The organism is Streptomyces sp. NPDC002640, from assembly GCF_053592575.1.
This window is the reverse complement of record NZ_JBSFVZ010000009.1, coordinates 153,397-169,352: the sequence shown is the minus strand read 5'-3', so window position 1 is coordinate 169,352 and position 15,956 is coordinate 153,397. Positions and strand designations below refer to the sequence as shown.

The 15,956-nt window shown below is 73.2% G+C and carries 12 protein-coding genes; 6 read left to right on the top strand and 6 right to left on the bottom strand.

Annotated elements, in window-relative coordinates:
* Positions 1-30: 30 nt before the first annotated feature.
* Positions 31-1,314 (bottom strand): bifunctional 3-oxoadipate enol-lactonase/4-carboxymuconolactone decarboxylase PcaDC, encoded by a 1,284-nt coding sequence (pcaDC, locus tag ACWD3O_RS14715; RefSeq protein ID WP_451416089.1) that lies wholly within the window; start codon positions 1,312-1,314, stop codon positions 31-33.
* A gap of 403 nt (positions 1,315-1,717) precedes the next feature.
* Between pcaDC and ACWD3O_RS14710 the strand changes: the two genes are divergently transcribed.
* Complete coding sequence (locus ACWD3O_RS14710; RefSeq protein WP_451416088.1) at positions 1,718-3,223, top strand: aldehyde dehydrogenase family protein; 1,506 nt, start codon at positions 1,718-1,720, stop codon at positions 3,221-3,223.
* Positions 3,224-3,320: 97 nt separating this feature from the next.
* Here ACWD3O_RS14710 and ACWD3O_RS14705 read toward each other — a convergent pair whose 3' ends face one another.
* On the bottom strand, positions 3,321-3,947 hold the full coding sequence (locus ACWD3O_RS14705; protein ID WP_451416087.1) for a TetR family transcriptional regulator: 627 nt from the start codon (positions 3,945-3,947) through the stop codon (positions 3,321-3,323).
* A gap of 218 nt (positions 3,948-4,165) precedes the next feature.
* On the opposite strand from ACWD3O_RS14705, the gene ACWD3O_RS14700 reads away from it, so the two are divergent.
* Positions 4,166-5,305: an acyl-CoA dehydrogenase family protein gene (locus ACWD3O_RS14700; RefSeq protein WP_451411397.1), complete on the top strand. Its 1,140-nt coding sequence runs from the start codon at positions 4,166-4,168 to the stop codon at positions 5,303-5,305.
* A gap of 59 nt (positions 5,306-5,364) precedes the next feature.
* Here the strand turns inward: ACWD3O_RS14700 and ACWD3O_RS14695 are convergent, their stop codons facing one another.
* Together ACWD3O_RS14695 and ACWD3O_RS14690 are read right to left on the bottom strand one after the other, a co-directional pair.
* Positions 5,365-7,215, bottom strand: coding sequence for an AMP-dependent synthetase/ligase (locus tag ACWD3O_RS14695; RefSeq protein WP_451416086.1), 1,851 nt, complete (start codon positions 7,213-7,215; stop codon positions 5,365-5,367).
* Positions 7,216-7,412: 197 nt separating this feature from the next.
* Positions 7,413-8,561: an acyl-CoA dehydrogenase family protein gene (locus tag ACWD3O_RS14690; RefSeq protein ID WP_451411396.1), complete on the bottom strand. Its 1,149-nt coding sequence runs from the start codon at positions 8,559-8,561 to the stop codon at positions 7,413-7,415.
* Between the two features lie 268 nt (positions 8,562-8,829).
* On the opposite strand from ACWD3O_RS14690, the gene ACWD3O_RS14685 reads away from it, so the two are divergent.
* The 4 genes from ACWD3O_RS14685 (at position 8,830) to ACWD3O_RS14670 (ending at position 12,477) form a co-directional block, all read left to right on the top strand.
* Complete coding sequence (locus tag ACWD3O_RS14685) at positions 8,830-9,522, top strand: TetR/AcrR family transcriptional regulator (protein WP_451411395.1); 693 nt, start codon at positions 8,830-8,832, stop codon at positions 9,520-9,522.
* A 79-nt stretch (positions 9,523-9,601) separates the two neighbouring features.
* The gene (locus ACWD3O_RS14680; RefSeq protein ID WP_451416085.1) at positions 9,602-10,117 is read left to right on the top strand and encodes a DUF4334 domain-containing protein; all 516 of its coding nucleotides are present in this window, start codon (positions 9,602-9,604) and stop codon (positions 10,115-10,117) included.
* A complete protein-coding gene (locus tag ACWD3O_RS14675; protein WP_451416084.1) occupies positions 10,114-11,208 on the top strand; it encodes an NAD(P)-dependent alcohol dehydrogenase in 1,095 nt (364 codons plus the stop codon). The genes ACWD3O_RS14680 and ACWD3O_RS14675 overlap by 4 nt, the downstream gene beginning before the upstream one ends.
* A gap of 105 nt (positions 11,209-11,313) precedes the next feature.
* On the top strand, positions 11,314-12,477 hold the full coding sequence (locus ACWD3O_RS14670; RefSeq protein ID WP_451416083.1) for a TetR/AcrR family transcriptional regulator: 1,164 nt from the start codon (positions 11,314-11,316) through the stop codon (positions 12,475-12,477).
* A 45-nt stretch (positions 12,478-12,522) separates the two neighbouring features.
* Here ACWD3O_RS14670 and ACWD3O_RS14665 read toward each other — a convergent pair whose 3' ends face one another.
* Together ACWD3O_RS14665 and ACWD3O_RS14660 are read right to left on the bottom strand one after the other, a co-directional pair.
* Positions 12,523-13,728, bottom strand: a complete 1,206-nt coding sequence (locus tag ACWD3O_RS14665) for an oxygenase MpaB family protein (RefSeq protein WP_451411391.1) — start codon at positions 13,726-13,728, stop codon at positions 12,523-12,525.
* A gap of 270 nt (positions 13,729-13,998) precedes the next feature.
* The gene (locus tag ACWD3O_RS14660) at positions 13,999-15,645 is read right to left on the bottom strand and encodes a cellulase family glycosylhydrolase (protein WP_451416082.1); all 1,647 of its coding nucleotides are present in this window, start codon (positions 15,643-15,645) and stop codon (positions 13,999-14,001) included.
* Positions 15,646-15,956: the final 311 nt, after the last annotated feature.

The following is a 15,956-nucleotide window of genomic DNA, read 5'->3' as shown; positions in this document are numbered from 1 at the left end:
TCCTGCCCCTCATGCACCACGAGTCGGCGGTCACTCCTGCGGCATGGTCTCCTCACGCACCACCTGCTGGGCGATCGCGAAGGCCCGGTCGGCGGCGGGGAGGCCGCAGTACAGGGCGGTCTGCAGCAGCACCTCGCGGATCTCGTCCGGGGTGAGCCCGTTGCGCAGCGCGCCGCGGGTGTGCGCGGCGAACTCCTCCCAATGGCCGCCCGCGACCAGCGCGCCGAGCGCGACACAGCTGCGGGACCGCCGGTCCAGGCCCGGGCGGTCCCAGACCTCGCCCCAGGCGTAACGGGTGGCGAACTGCTGGAAGTCGCCGGAGAAGTCGTCCGCGCCGTCCAGCGCCCGGTCCACGAAGGCGTCGCCGAGCACCTCCCGGCGCACCTTCAGCCCGGTGTCGTACAGGCCGTCCCGGTCCCCGGCGCCGGAACGGCCCGGGGCGGGGGCCAGTTCGGCGATCGGCATGGCCCGGGGGCGGGAGACGCTCTGGGTGACGCCCGACGGCGCCGGAGTCCCCGGCCCCTCGGCACCGGACAGCCAGGCGGTGGAGAAGTGGCGGACCAGCAGGTCGGTGACGGCGGCGGGCTGCTCCACCGGAACCAGGTGGGAGGCGCCGGGCACCACCGCGAGCCGGGCGTCGGGGATCCCCGCGACCAGCGTCCGGGCCTCGGCGGGGCCGGTGATCCGGTCCTCCGACCCGGCCAGCACCAGCGTCGGCACGCCGATCCTGCCCAGCTCCGCGCGCACGTCGAACGAGGCCAGCGCCTCGCAGCAGGCGATGTAACAGCCGGGGTCCGTGGTGCGGACCATCTGCACCGCCCACTCGGTGATGGCCGGCTGGGCCGCCGCGAATCCGCCGGTAAACCAGCGCTCCGGGGAGGACCGGGCGATCTGCTCCAGCCCGTTGCTGCGCACCACCACGCCCCGCTGGCGGAACTCGTCCGGGGTGCCGAAGCGGGGCGAGGCGGCGATCAGCGCCAGCGAGGCGACCCGCTCGGGGTGCCGCAGCGCGAGCTCCAGGCCGACCGCCCCGCCGAGGGCGCAGCCCGCGTAGCCGAAGCGGTGGACGCCCAGGCCGTCGAGGGTGGCCAGCAGGCGGGTCGTCAGCTCGGCGACCGAACCGCCGGGATAGGCGGGGGCCCCGCCGTGCCCGGGCAGGTCCCAGCGCAGCACGCGCCACTGCCGGACGAGTTCGGGAACCTGGCGGTCCCACATGTGCCAGGTGGTGCCCAGTGAGGGGCCCAGGATCAGGACCGGGGCGTCGTCTGGCCCGTCGAAGCGGAACTGCAGGGCCGGGGTCTTCGTCTCGCTCACCCTTCCCAGGGTCTCATCTCCCGCGCCGTTCCCCACCGCCGGGGTCGTGGAGGCGGCGCCCGTGGGCGCTCCCGCGCGGTGCCGCGCCACCAGCCGCGCACGACCGTCAAGGGGGGGCGCGGCCACCATGCCGCGCCACAACCGGAGTTCCGCCGCACCCCCCGTGCGGGGGGTGCCGTGGACCCGCTCCGGCCGGGGGACCAGCAGCCGGGCCGGAGTCCACACCGGTGTCCTCGGGCAACGGTATTGACGGGCCGTGAAACAAGTCGATAGTTCTTGTATCACTGACTCTTGTCTCACCGACTCTCGAGGGCAGGACCGACGTCGCCGCACGGGCGCCCCGAGGGTCCGCCGGTCCCGGGCAGCCGCCCGAGCCGCCCGTACCCTCCCGTAAGGAGGCACCATGACCGACACCGCCCCGGACGCCCCGCCGCGCGCCGCGACGTTCACCACCCGCTCGCCCGCCACCGGTGAACCACTCGCCGAACACCCGGTGCACGGCGCCGAGGACGTGGCCCGTGCGGTCGCCCGCGCCCGGGAGGTCCAGGCGCGCTGGGCCGCACTGCCCGCCGCCCGGCGCCGGGACCACCTGCTGCAGTGGAAGCGGGCCCTCGCCGAAGGCCTGGACACCGTCGCGCGGACCGTCGCCGAGGAGACCGGCAAGCCGGTCGGGGACGCCGAGTCGGAGGTCGTGCTGACGCTGGAGCACCTGGGCTGGGCGGCCCGCAACGCGGAGCGCGTCCTGCGGCGGCGGAAGGTGCGCACCGGGCTGTTCACCGTCCACCAGCGGGCGTCGCTGGTGTACCGGCCGGTGGGTGTGGTGGGCGTGATCGGGCCGTGGAACTACCCGCTCTACACCCCGATGGGCTCCATCGGCTACGCCCTGGCGGCGGGGAACGCGGTGGTCTTCAAGCCCTCCGAGCTGACGCCCGCCACCGGGGTCGTCCTCGCGCGGATCTTCGACGAGGCGGTGCCCGGGTTCGCGGGGCTGCTCACCACCGTGACCGGCGCCGCCGGGACGGGGGAGGCGCTGGCCCGGTCCGGGGTCGACAAGCTGGCGTTCACCGGTTCGCCGGGGACGGCGCGCGCGGTGATGGCGGTGTGCGCCGAGACGCTGACGCCGTTCCTCGCCGAGGCCGGCGGGAAGGACGCGGTGATCGTCACCGCGGACGCCGACCTGGACGCCGCCGCCGACGCGGTCGTCTGGGGCGCGCTGAGCAACGCGGGCCAGACCTGCGCAGGCGTGGAACGGGTCTACGCGGTGCGGGAGGTGTACCAGGAGCTGTGCGACCGGGTGGTGCGGCAGGCCGGGGAGCTGGCGCACGGCCCGGCGGCCGGCGCGGTCTACGGCCCGATGACGCTGCCGGGCCAGGTCGCGGTCGTCCGGCGGCACGTGGAGGGAGCCCTCGCGGCGGGCGCCCGGGCGCTGCTGGGCGGGCCCGAGGCGGTCAAGGCGCCCTACGTCGAGCCGGTGGTGCTGACCGGCGTGCCGGAGGACGTCGAGGCGATGACGGAGGAGACCTTCGGGCCGGTCGTGGTGATCAACGAGGTGGCCGACACGGACGAGGCGGTGCGGCGCACCAACGCCTCCCGGTACGCCCTGGGCGCCGCCGTGTTCTGCGGCAACGGCCGTACCGGCGCGGCGATCGCGGCACGCCTGCGGGCGGGAGCGGTCTCGGTCAACTCGGTGCTGGGCTTCGCGGCGGTTCCCGCGCTCCCCTTCGGTGGCTCGCAGGAGTCCGGGTTCGGGCGGATCCACGGCGAGGAGGGGCTGCGGGCCTTCACCTCGGTGCAGTCGACGACGGTCCAGCGGTTCTCCCCGCCGGTCGCGCTGACCTCGTTCCGGCTCACCGAGGAGGCCCGGCGGAAGGCCGTACGGATGGCCCGCTCCCTCCACCGCAGGCGCTGACGTCACCAAAGACCCGTACGTTACGTCTGGCGCTGACGTCACGACAGGCCGCCGGAGGCCCGTCGGGCGCCGCCGGTGGGGAGGTGCCGGCGGCGCCTCAGGCGTGCAGCAGCGGGGCGAGGTAGCGGCGGGCGAAGGCGCGGGCCTGCTCCTCGTCCTCCGTCGCGATGTACCCGGACGGGTTGAGCAGGAAGGAGACCGCCACCCGCACCATGAGCTCGGCGACGGGCCACAGGTCCTTCTCCGGGCGCCCCTCCGCCTGCTGGGCCCGGTGCAGGTGGGCCACCAGGTAGGAGACGGTGACCGAGAGGATGGTGCTGCCCCGCACCGTGAGGTAGGGCAGCACCAGTTCGGGCTCGAGCCGCAGCAGGCCGCCGAGCAGCGGGTGGGCGCGGGTGTGGCGCAGCGCCACGGCGAACCCCTCCACCACGCGCTCCTCCATCGTCGGCAGCCCCGCCACGGCGGCGTCCAGCCGCAGGAAGAAGCGGCGGTGCTCGCGCAGCAGGGTCGCCTCGACCAATTTGTCCTTGGCCTGGAAACGCCGGTAGACGGTGACCCGCGAAACCCCGGCCCGCTTGGCGACGTCGTCCATGGAGGAGCGGCGCAGCCCCAGCAGGGTGAACTGCTCCAGAGCGGCGTCCAGGATCTGCCGTGCCGTGGGGTCCTCGGTCTCCGGCTCGGCGAGGGCCCGGGCGAGCCAGGACTCGTTGATGTCAGTGCTCATGGTGGTCCTCACGATACCCGCGAACCACTCCCCGGGAAACGATGAAACAACTAGCATGTCTTTGTTGCACGCCTCGATGTGCACGCCTCGATGTGCACGCCTCGATGTGCACGCCCGGTGTGCACGCCCGGTGTGCACCCCCGCGGCGCACACCGCTGATCGCACAGCCTGGCGCGCGGCTCGCGCCGCGCCGACGGCCGCCATGACCGGAGGACCTGATGGGCAGTCGACTCACCGAAGAACAGGCCGCGTTCGTCGCGGCGCTCCGCGACTTCGCGCAGCGCGAGTGCGGGACCCGCGAACAGCGTGACGCGCTGACCGACGGCGGGCAGGAGGCCCACGAGCCGGGGCTCTACCGCAGGCTGGCCGACCTGGGCTGGCTCGGCGTGTGCCTGCCCGAGGAGTACGGCGGCGCGGGCGGGGGCCTGGCCGAGGCCTGCCTCTTCCTGGAGGAGACCTCGTACGGCATGGTCCCGGCCGGCGGATTCGTCACCACGGTCATCGCGGCCAAGGCCTACGAGCGGTTCGGCACGGACAAGCAGCGGCAGGAGGTGCTGCCCGGGGTGGTCGCCGGCGACGTGCTGTCCATCGCCATGTCCGAGCCGGGCGCCGGGTCGGACGTGGGCGCGCTGCGCTGCCGGGCCGTGCGGGACGAGGACGGCACCTGGGTGATCGACGGCCAGAAGACCTGGATCTCCAACGCGCACTTCGCGAAGACGATCCTGCTGGTGGCGCGCACCGGCGCGAGCAAGCACGGCGGCCTGACCATGTTCCACCTGCCGGCCGACACCCCGGGGGTGGAGATCCGGCGCATCGACACCATGGGCGGCCGGGAGGTGAACGACGTCTTCCTCACCGGGGTGCGGCTGCCCGCGGACGCCGTCGTCGGCGAAGTGGACCAGGGCTGGCCGCAGTTGATGGCCGGGCTCAACTACGAGCGGCTGTTCCTCGCCTCGAACATGCTGGGGCGGGCCCGCCGCGCCTTCGACGACGCCGTCGCCTACGTCCGCGAGCGCGAGCAGTTCGGGCGCCCGGTGGGCACCTTCCAGGCCCTGCGGCACCGGGTCGCGGACCTGGCCACGGAGCTCGAGTGCACCCGGCTGCTGGTGCGGGAGGTCGCGCTGGACTGCGACGCCCAGCCCGACAAGGTGTTCCCGCGCGAGGCGTCCATGGCCAAGCTGAAGGCGACCGAACTCGCCAAGCGGGTCGCGCTGGAGGGCATGCAGATGATGGGCGGCTACGGCTACACCACGGAGTTCGACATGGAGAGCCACCTGCGGGCCGCGGTCGTCTCCACCGTGTACGGCGGGACCAGCGAGATCCAGCGCGACATCATCGGCAAGTCCTACGGCCTCTGACCCGACGACGCTCCCGGCCGCGCGGCACCCGCCACGCGACCGGGAGCGCTCCGGCCGGGTCAGTTGTCGTACAGGCCGTCCAGCAGGTCGCCGTACTTGTCGCGGACCACCCGGCGCCGCAGCTTCAGCGACGGGGTGAGTTCTCCGGTGGCCGGGCCCCACTCCTCGGTGAGGAGCGCGTACCGCTTCACCTGCTCGGTGCGGTTGAGGCGGGCGTTGGCGGCGGCCACCGCGCGGTCGACCTCGGCGCGGACCTCCGGGTGGTCCACCAGGGCGGCGAGGCCGCCCTCCGCGTCGATGCCGTGGGCCGCGGCCCAGGCGGGGGCCGCCTCCGCGTCGAGGACCAGCAGGGCCACCAGGTAGGAACGCCGGTCGCCGTGGGCCAGCACCTGACCGATGAGCGGGTGCTCCTTGAGCGTGTTCTCCACCAGGGCGGGGGAGACGTTCTTGCCGGTCGAGGTGATGATCATCTCCTTCTTCCGGTCGGTCAGCCAGAGGAAGCCGTCCTCGTCCATCCGGCCGATGTCCCCGGTGGCCAGCCAGCCCTCCGCGTCCAGCACCGAACGCACCGAGCCGTCCGGCTGGAGGTAGCCGTCGAAGACGGAGGGGCCGCGCACCTCGATCTCGCCGTCCGCGGCGATCTTGACCTCCACGGACTCCACGGGACGCCCCACCGAGCCGATGCGGAAACCGGTACGGGGGCTGTTGGTGGTCGCCACGCCCACGGTCTCGGTCAGTCCCCAGGCGTCCATGATGGCGATCCCGAAGCCGGACCAGAACCGGACCACGTCGACCGGCATCGGGGCCGAGGCGCTGGTGGCCCAGGTGACCCGGTCCAGGCCGGCGGCGGCGAGGACCGGCAGCAGCACCTGCTCCCGGGCGGCCGCGTACCGCTCCTCGAGATCGGCGGGCGGCGTCTCGCCCCGCTCGCGGTACCCCACGTGCTCGCGGGCGACCGCGGACGCCTGCTCGATGGCGGCCTGCCGCTCGGCGGGCATCCGGGACAGGACGGCCCGTACGGCGGCCGACAGCTTCTCCCAGATCCGCGGGACGCCGAAGAACTGCGCCGGGCGCACAGCGCGCACCACCGTGCCGACGGCCGTGGGATCGGGGCACAGGTAGACGTGCGAGGCGCGGTGACAGGGCAGGTAGATGCCCAGCATCCGCTCCGCGATGTGCGCCAGCGGCAGGTAGCAGACGTGCTCGACGTGTGGCGGCAGGTCCACCACCGCGTCGAGCGCCAGCGCGTTCGCCATCACGTGCCGGTGGGTCAGCACCACGCCCTTGGGGTCGCCGGTGGTGCCGGAGGTGTAGACGACGGTCAGCGGGTCCCCGGACCCGGCGGCGTCCAGTTCCTTGTCGAACGACTCCGGCACCGGGGCCTCGAGCAGGGTGGCGAAGGCGATGTGGGCGCCCTCCTCGCCGGTCTCGGCCACCACCAGCAGCTCCAGCGGGGTGTCCGCGTCCTCCAGCAGCGGCTCCCACACGGACGCCTGCGCGGACGCCTCCACCACGGCCAGCCGGGCCCGGCAGTTGCGGGCGATGTGCGTGATCTGCCCGGGGGCGGCGGTGCCGTAGACGCTGACCGGCACCGCCCCGAGGCGGACCAGCGCGAGGTCCGACAGCCAGTGCTCGCGCCGGTTGGACATCATCATCAGCACGTGGTCGCCGCGGCCCACCCCGAGCGCCGCGTACCCGGCCGCGAGTCGGCGGGTGTGCTCGTGGATCTCCGCCCAGGTGAGCGTGGTCCACTCCTCCGAACCGTCCGGGCCGGCCGTCATCCAGGACAGACCGGGGAGGTCGGGGTAGTCGCGGGCGTTGCGGGCCAGCAGTTGCGGCACGGTGCGGTCGGCCGGGCTGTCGGCGGGACTGCCGGCGGGGCTGTCGGCGGTGCGCGGTACCGAGGTCAACGGAGCCTCCATGCGGGTGACGTGACGTCCGCGGGAAGGGGACGTCCGGGACGACGACCGGGGCGCGGATCGCCCCGGCGGATGTGCCGGGAGGTGCTGTGCGCGCCCCGCCGGGCCGGACGCGCGCGGGGTGACGGACGGACGGAGAGGGGGCCGGAGCCGGAGCCGGAGACGGAGCCGGAGACGGCTCGGCCCGGTCAGCTCAGGAGGGAGCGCCCGACGATCTCCTTCATGATCTCGGTGGTGCCGCCGTAGATCGTCTGGATCCGGCTGTCGACGAACGCCCTGGCCACCTTGAACTCCGTCATGTAGCCGTAGCCGCCGTGCAGTTGGAGGCACCGGTCGACGACCCGCTTCTGCAGCTCGGTGGCCCACCACTTGGCCATCGAGGCGTGCACGGCGTCCAGGCGCCCCTCGCCGTGGTCGGCGATGCAGCGGTCCAGGAAGGCGCGGGTGACGGCGGTCTCGGTGGCCATCTCGGCGATCTCGAAGCGGACGTGCTGCAACGCGGCCAGCGCCCGTCCGAACGCCTCCCGCTCCTTCACGTACGCGGTGGTGACCTGAAGGACCTCCTCGGCCGCGGCGGCGGCTCCGACCGCGATGGCCAGCCGTTCCTGGGCGAGGTTGCCCATCAGGTAGGTGAAGGCCTTGTTCTCCGCGCCGAGCAGGTTCTCCTTGGGGACCCGCACGTCACGGAAGAAGAGCTCGGCCGTGTCCTGCGCCTTCTGCCCGATCTTGTCGAGGTTGCGGCCCCGCTCGAACCCCGGCATGTCCCGCTCGACGACCAGCAGGCTCTGCCCGCGACTGCCGCCCCCGGGCGCGGTGTTGGCGACCACCACGACCAGGTCGGCGAGGATGCCGTTGGAGATGAAGGTCTTCGAACCGTTGAGGAGGTAATGGTCGCCCTCGTCGGTGGCGGTGGTGCGGATGCCCTGCAGGTCGGAGCCGGCGCCCGGCTCGGTCATCGCGATGGCGGTGACGATGTCGCCGGAGACGAACCCGGGCAGCCAGCGCCGCCGCTGCTCCTCGTCGGCGAGCCGGGTCAGGTAGGGGCCCACGATGTCGTTGTGCAGGCTCAGGGCGAGCCCGGAGGCCCCGGCGCGGGCGAACTCCTCGATGAGAATGGCGCTGTACCGCCAGTCGCCGGTCCCCCCTCCGCCGTACTCCTCGTCGACGGCGAGGCCGAGCAGACCCTGACGGCCCGCCGCGCGCCACACCTCGCGGTCCACGAGGCCGTCCTCCTCCCACCGTTCGTGGTGCGGCACGACCTCCTTGGCGAGGAAGGCCCGCACGGTCTCGCGGAAGGCCTCGTGGTCGGGCTCGTACAGGGTGCGTTCCAGGGTCACAGCCGGCTCCTCACGGATGCCCTCGACAGCGTACTTACCGAGCGTTCGCTAGAACGTAGAGTCGCGACGGCGGCCGGTCAACTCCCCGTGCGGCACGGGTTTTCGCGGCTTCGGGGTGGGGAAGTCAGACCGGACCGGACGACCGCTCGCGCAATTCACCGAGCGATCGCTAAGCTGCGACCGTCGCGGCCGCGTCGGACCGTCCCCCGCCGCGCTGCGTGCCGCCGCCCGCCGTGCGCCGTACCGTCGTACGTCCTGAGGAGAGCCGTTGAGTACCGAGCCGAGCCAGGTCCCCACGCCCCCGGCGCAGCACTGGCGCTCCTACGGCCCGCTCGCCCTGCACCCGATCCTGGTGCACGCCATGGAGGCATTCAACGAGCAGGGCTACCACGGCACGTCGGTGCGGGACATCGCCTCCCGGGTCGGCGTCACCGTTCCCTCGCTCTACTACCACTACGAGAACAAGCAGGCGCTGCTGGCGACCCTGCTGGAGACCTCCATCAAGGACGTCCTGGACCGCTGCCGGGCGGCCACCGCCGAGGCGGGGGAGGACCCGCTGGCGCGCTTTCGCGCGATGGTCGAGTCGATCGTGCTCTACATGGCCCACCGCCGCCAACTGGCCTTCCTGGACACGGAGATCCGCAGCCTGGAGCCGCAGAACCGGGCCCGCTACGTCGCCCTGCGCGACTACCTGCAGCACATGCTGCTGGAGATGGTCGAGACCGGACGCGCCCAGGGGGTGTTCACCACGCCCTTCCCCGCGGACGCCGTCCGGGCCGTGCTCATCATGTGCCAGGGGGTGGCCAACTGGTACCGGGAGGACGGAGCGCTCACCCCGGAGGAGGTGGCCGAACGCCATGTGCTGCTGAGCCTGGGCACCGTGGGCCACCCCGGGGCGGTCGCCGGCGGCACGCTGCCCCCCGCACGGCGGCAGGGACCGGTCCGGCAGGCCGCCCGCTGACCCCGGCCGCGTCATCACGCCGCACCACCACCCCGCGCGGCAGCCCTGTCGCGCCAGGCACCGACGAGAGGACACCCGCATGGACCTGTCCGAGGCACGAGCCCGTCTCGAGGAACTCCGCGAGCAGGACGGCCCGGTGGCCGCGTCCGAACTCGACGCCGTGTGGGCGGCGTTGGAGACCGTGCGCCCCGAGGAGATCCTGGGGGAGTGGAAGGGCGGCGAGTTCGACACCGGCCATCCCCTCAACGGGATGCTGGCCAAGGCCGGCTGGTACGGCAAGACGTTCCACTCCGTGCACGACGCGAAGCCGCTGATGTGCCGGAACGCCGAGGGCGAGCTGTACTCGAACCAGGAGCTCGGCCAGGGGGAGGCCAGCCTCTGGACCGTCGAGTTCCGCGGCGAGACGACGGCCACGATGGTCTACGACGGCCGGCCGGTCTTCGACCACCTCAAGCGGGCCGACGCCGGCACGCTCATGGGCATCATGAACGCCAAGGGGGTGCCTCCCGAGGGCCCGTACTACTACTTCTTCCTCGAGCGCGTCGCCGGTGCCGGTGCCGGTGCCGGAGCCGGGGCGGGCGGGGACGAGGCGTGAGGAGCGTCCGCGCCGCGGTCCTCGACGCCCCGGGCGCGCCGTTCACCGTCCGCGACGCCGAGCTGCAGGACCCGCGGCCGCACGAGGTGCTGGTGTCGATGACCGCCGCCGGCGTCTGCCACACCGACCTGACGACGGCGGCCGCCTGGCCCGCGGCGCTCACCCCGATGGTCTTCGGACACGAGGGCGCGGGACGCGTCGAGGCGGTCGGGTCGAAGGTGTCGGACCTCGCGCCCGGCGACCACGTCTGCCTCACCTTCGCCAGCTGCGGCCGGTGCGGGCAGTGCACGGCGGACCATCCCGCCTACTGCCTCGACGGGCGGCGGCTGAACTTCTCCGGCGGGCGCGGGGACGGCACGACACCGCTGTCCCTCGCGGGCGGCGCCCCGCTGCACGCCGGGTTCTTCGGCCAGTCCAGCTTCGCCACCCACGCCGTCGTGCACGAGCGGGGTGTGGTCAGGATGCCCCCCGACCTGCCGCCCTCCGTCGTCGCCCCGCTGGGCTGCGGCGGACAGACGGGGGCGGGCACGGTGCTCAACCGGCTGCGTCCCGCGGAGGGCGACGCGCTGGTCGTCCTCGGGGCCGGCGGGGTCGGGCTCAGCGCCCTGATGGCGGCGCTGGCCGCGGGCTGCGGCCCGGTGGTGGCCGTCGACCCGGTCGCCTCCCGACGGGACCTGGCGGTGTCCCTCGGCGCCACGGCCGCACTGGTCCCGGACGAGGACCTGGTGGCCGCCCTGCGGGACGTCACCGGCGGCGGCGCCCACCATGTCGTCGACACCACCGGACGTCCCGAGATGCTCCGCCGGGCCGTGCGCGCGCTGCGTCCACGGGGCGCCCTGGCCCTCCTCGGCCTCGGCGGGGAGGTCGCCTTCGACCTGATGGGTTTGCTGAACAAGGGCATCCGGGTGCACGGGGTCCTCGAGGGCGACAGCGACCCCCGCCGGTTCCTCCCCGAACTGGTCCGCCTGCACCGGCGCGGGCTCTTCCCGGTGGAGCGGCTGGTGACCACCTTCCCGTTCGAGGAGATCGGCTCCGCGGTGGCCGCCATGCGCGACGGCAGCGTGGTGAAGCCGGTGCTGACCTTCCCCTGACGGCGAGGGCGGCGGATCCCCCATGGCGGCGGGCGTGATGTGATTCACTGATCACATGGTCATGTCTCTTCTCCTCCCCGGTCGTTGCGCCCCTCCCGCCCGGCCGTGACCGCGGGTCCGCCCGCCACGGTCAGGCCCCGCAACCGCAAGCAGCTCATCGTCGAGGCGGCCTGCCGGGTCTTCAGCGGGCGCGGTTACCACGCGGCGTCGATGGAGGAGATCGCCGCCGCCGTGGGGATCACCGCTGCCGCGCTCTACCGGCACTTCCCGAACAAGTACGCCCTCTTCGCCGCCTGCGCCGAGGTCATGGCGGACCGGCTGGTCGCCGCGGTGGACGAGGTCCCGCCGGGGGCGCCGGCCGCCGAGGTGCTGGCCGCGGCGGCGCGGGTCACCGTGGAGCACCGCCGCTCGGGCGGCCTGTACCGGTGGGAGGCCCGGTACCTGGAGCGCGCCGACCGGCGGCGGCTGGGCGCGAAGTTCGTCCACCTCGTCAAGCGGGTCGACGAGGCGGTGCAGCGGGAGTACGCGCTCCCGGACCGGAGGCTGCGGGCCGTGGCCGCGCTCGGCGCGATCGGGTCCGTCACGACGCACCACGTCTCCGTCGCCCGGCGCCGCACCGAGGACCTGCTGGTCGCCGCCGCGCTGCGGGTGACCGCCACCGACCCCACGGCGGCGGTGCCGCAAGGAGCGCGGCACGTCGAACTGCCCGCCCCGGTGCCGCGCACCCGGCGGGCGGAGATCCTCGCCGCCGCCGTTCCGCTCTTCGCGCGCGACGGGTTCACCAGCGTCACCAACGGGGACATCGCCCGGGCGGTGGGACTGGCCCCCTCGGCGCTGTACCGGCACTACCCGGGGAAGGTCGACATCCTGGCGGCGGCCTGCCTGCAGGCGGCGGAACTGCTGGCCCAGGGCGTCGAGCGGAGCCTGCGCGGGGTGGGTGATCCCCGCGACGCCGTGGTGGCGCTCGCCGCGACCTACGTGGCCTACAGCTTCGAGCACACCGAGCTCAACAGCGTCGCCGAGGCGGAACTGGCCGGCCTGCCGGACACGTTGCGGCGCCCGGTGGTCCTCGCACAGCGGGACCACATCGCCGTGTGGGAGCAGCAACTGCTGCTCGCCCGTCCGGAACTGGACCCGCGCGGCGCACGGACCCTGGTGCACGCGGGCTTCGGCGTGGTGGTCGAGGCCGGCCGCCGGCTGCGCTGGCAGGACCGCCCCGAGCACCGTGACGCGGTGACCGTCCTGATGGCCGCCGCCCTGGGGGTGTGAGCCGGCGGCCCGCCCCGCGGAAGGCGGGGCGGGCCCTTCGGCGGATCAGGAGGGACGGTTCCCGGTGGGGATGGTGATGGGAGTGGTCTGCGAGTCCTCGCCGCGGTTGAGGAACGCCATGGCCACGGCCCTGATGAACTGGTCCATCATGTAGAACGTGCCGGGCATGACGGGCGACAGCCCTTCGTGGAAGAGGATGTACGCCGGCCACGCCGTGCGGACCAGCGCCGCGGCCGCGTAGTCGCGCCGCAGCCCCAGCCAGTCCCCGACGTCGTCGCTGAGGACGTAGCGCACGAACTCGTTGAGGAAGCCGCGCGTCACCCCGAGGTCGATCTGGGCGGTCAGCCCGAGCAGCACCTCGGCCAGCTCGATGCCCTCGGTGGTGGGGGCCATGATCGGGGTGAGGACCTGCGCGGACTGGGCCTCCGCGGCCGCCCAGGTGCTGGGGATGTACTGGTCCGGCACACCGAGCAGGTGCAGGGCGACCTGCCACGAGTGCAGGAAGGCCTCCTGGTCGGCGGCCGGGTACGGGATCCGCCAGTCCTTCAGCTTCTTGTGCACGAACGTGCCGAGGCTGTGGAACGTGACCAGGACGTCGGCGGCGCTGATCGGGATGGTCTGGTCGGCGCCCGCGCGCCAGTGCGGCGACTGCGGCAGGAGGTGCCGCACGGTGGCGTGCACCATGCGGGTCTTGTTGGCGGTGACGATGAACTGCCCCGACGGCCGGAACGCGTCCAGCTGGACGAGGTCGTAGCCGAAGGTGAACGTCTTGGCCGCGCGGTCCTGCATGTCGGCCCCGCCCGCGGACCAGTACACGCTCCGGGCCTCGCGCGGGATCACCGTGCTCATGATGCCGCTGCCGAGGCCGTACAGCATGAACAGGTAGGTGCTGCGGCGCCGGTTGAAGTCGGCGGCACGGTCCAGCTTGGCCTGGTCGGCCCAGGCGGGGAGCCGGTTGACCTGCCGCAGGTAGGTGGCGACCGGAGCCGGCAGACCGGCGGGCAGCGGGTCGTTGTTGTTCACCCACGACGCCCAGGCGGTGTTGATCGCCGGTATCCGCCCGCTGTCGAACATCGACGCCATCAGCGGGTCGGCCAGGTCGTCCCAGACGTACTCGGGGTCGGTCCCGTCGCCGCTCCCGGCCACGGAGTTCGACGAGGACCAGGCCCACGCCGTGGCCGGGCTCGTGACACTCACGAGGCCGAGCGCCGCCCCGAGCGACAGCACCCTTCGCCGGTTGAGGTTCTGCATTGACTTACCTGCTTCCCTGAGGGGCCGGCCGGAGTTAATTCCCTGCTACGACTGGCCTGTTGGCTGTCCATCACGTAAAGAGCGCGCCCGAGCAGATGTGATTTCCCGTTAACATAGCGAGCCCTGTGGGTGGGGGCAATGGGCGTGACGGAGGCCTTTCGGGAAGCGGCGGAGGCGTCCTGCGGCGGCCGCGGCCGTGGTTCCGGGGCGGGTACACGGAAACGGCCCGCACCCCCCGGGGAGGGGGTGCGGGCCGTCGCCCGGTCCGGGTCACAGGGCGGAGCAGACCGCCCCGTCGAGGGTGAACCGCGCGGGGGCGGTGTTGACCGACCCCTTGGTGGCGAGGAAGCCCAGGGTCACGGAGCCGCCCGCCGGGACGGTGGAGGTGTACGAGGCGGGAGTGACCGTCACCGCACCGCCCGACTGCGCGGCCGTGCCGCCCCACATGTTGCCGATCCGCTGACCGTCGGCGAAGGCGAACTCCAGCTTCCAGTTGCCGACGGCCGCGGCGCCCGTGTTGCGCAGGACGATCTCGCCCTGGAAACCGCCCGACCACTGGTTGGTCGCCCGGTAGCCGACGGCGCAGCTCCCGCCCGGGGTCCCGCCGCCCGGCTGGGTCGTGACCTGGACCGTGGCCGAGTCGGCGGAGCGGTTGCCGGCCGCGTCCCGGGCCCGGACCGCGAAGGTGTAGGCGGTGTTCGCGGACAGGGCGCCCACCGTCGCCGAGGTGGTGGCGGAGGTCGCGACCACGGTCCGCGAGGAGCCGTCGACGCGGACCACCTCGTACCCGGTGACGCCCACGTCGTCGGTGGACGCGGTCCAGGTCAGCGTGGCCGCACCGGAGGTGACGCCGGAGGCCTTCGGTGCTCCGGGCGCGGTGGGCGCCTGGGTGTCGCCGCCCGTACCGCCGGAGTAGACGGTGGCCTCGCGGGAGGTCTGGGCGATGCCGTCGGCGCCCTTGAAGAAGCGGTTGCCCCAGGTGGTGAGGGAGGCGGCGTCGAAGTTGTTCACCATGTCGAGGTACTCGACCCCGCCGCCGTTGCCGCTCCACGACCAGCCGATGTAGCCGATGCCGAGCGAGCGGGCGGTCGCCATGACGGCGTCCTCGTCCGGGTTGCCGTCGCTGTGGTCGTGGCCGAACTCGCCGACGACGAGGGGGAGTTTGTTGGTGACGAAGTGGTTGAGGTAGCTCTGCACCTCGGCGGCGGTGTCGTACACGCCGTACATGTGGACCGAGAAGACGGTGTTGCGGTCCGGGTCGGCGGCGAAGACCGAGGCGGCGTTGTCGCGCATGGTGTTCGACCAGTCCTGGCCCCAGTTGGGGGCGTCCACCATCAGGGCGTGGCGGAATCCGGCGTCGCGCAGCTTGACGACGGCCCTCTTGGTGGCGTCCGTCCAGCCCGCGTGGTTGCTGTTGCCCCAGGGCTCGTTGCCGATGTTGACGACGACGTAGTCCTCCTGGCCCGCCAGGACGTCCTTGAGGCTGATCCAGTAGTCGGCGGCCTGGTCCAGCGTGGCGGCCCCGGACTGCTCGCCGTACCCGGTGGTGTCGTGCACCTCGAGGACGCAGATCAGCTTGTTGGCCTTGCAGCGGTCGACCACGGCGGCGACGTCCTGGGCGCTGTTGGCGGTCCAGCGCTGCCCGCTGGCGAGGACGACGCGGACGGTGTTGGCGCCGAGCGCCTTGATGTCGGCGAACGACCGGGTCTGGCTCTGGTACCAGGTGTGCGCGTGGTTGACCCCGCGCATGACGAAGGGGTTGCCGTTGGACTCGACCACCCGGCCGTCGACGACCCGGATCCCGGCCGGCGCGGCGTGCGCCGGGGCGGAGCCCAGGGCGAGGAGCCCGAGGAGCATGACCAGTGCGGAGACGACGGCCGCGACGGGCCGCCGTCCTGGTACGCGTGCGGTTCTCACGATGCCTCCAACAAGGCGGCGCCAACGTTGTCATCGGCGCCTGTGACGAGGGGATGCGTACGTTCCTGGGAGCGCTCCCATGAATTCAGTTGGGCGGGTTCACGTCAAGGTTGGAGTTCCGCCAACAATCTCCGCCCCCGGCGCCGCGCCTCTCCTCCGTCAACTGCCCTAGTCACAGGGGGCGTCGCGGGGGGCGCCGCCGGGGGAGCGGAGGGCAACGGCGCAGCGTGACTCTGGCGCAATCAGATGTTGCCCTCCCGTTGACATGCCCGCAATCTGTGTGTGGGAGCGCTCCCATCGCTTCCACCCTC

What these genes read in the sequence shown, in the direction of transcription:
- ACWD3O_RS14705 (WP_451416087.1), bottom strand. Translation starts at nt 3,947, where the DNA reads ATGAGCACTGACATCAACGAGTCCTGGCTCGCCCGGGCCCTCGCCGAG.
- ACWD3O_RS14700 (WP_451411397.1), top strand. Translation starts at nt 4,166, where the DNA reads ATGGGCAGTCGACTCACCGAAGAACAGGCCGCGTTCGTCGCGGCGCTC.
- ACWD3O_RS14665 (WP_451411391.1), bottom strand. Translation starts at nt 13,728, where the DNA reads ATGCAGAACCTCAACCGGCGAAGGGTGCTGTCGCTCGGGGCGGCGCTC.
- ACWD3O_RS14710 (WP_451416088.1), top strand. Translation starts at nt 1,718, where the DNA reads ATGACCGACACCGCCCCGGACGCCCCGCCGCGCGCCGCGACGTTCACC.
- ACWD3O_RS14680 (WP_451416085.1), top strand. Translation starts at nt 9,602, where the DNA reads ATGGACCTGTCCGAGGCACGAGCCCGTCTCGAGGAACTCCGCGAGCAG.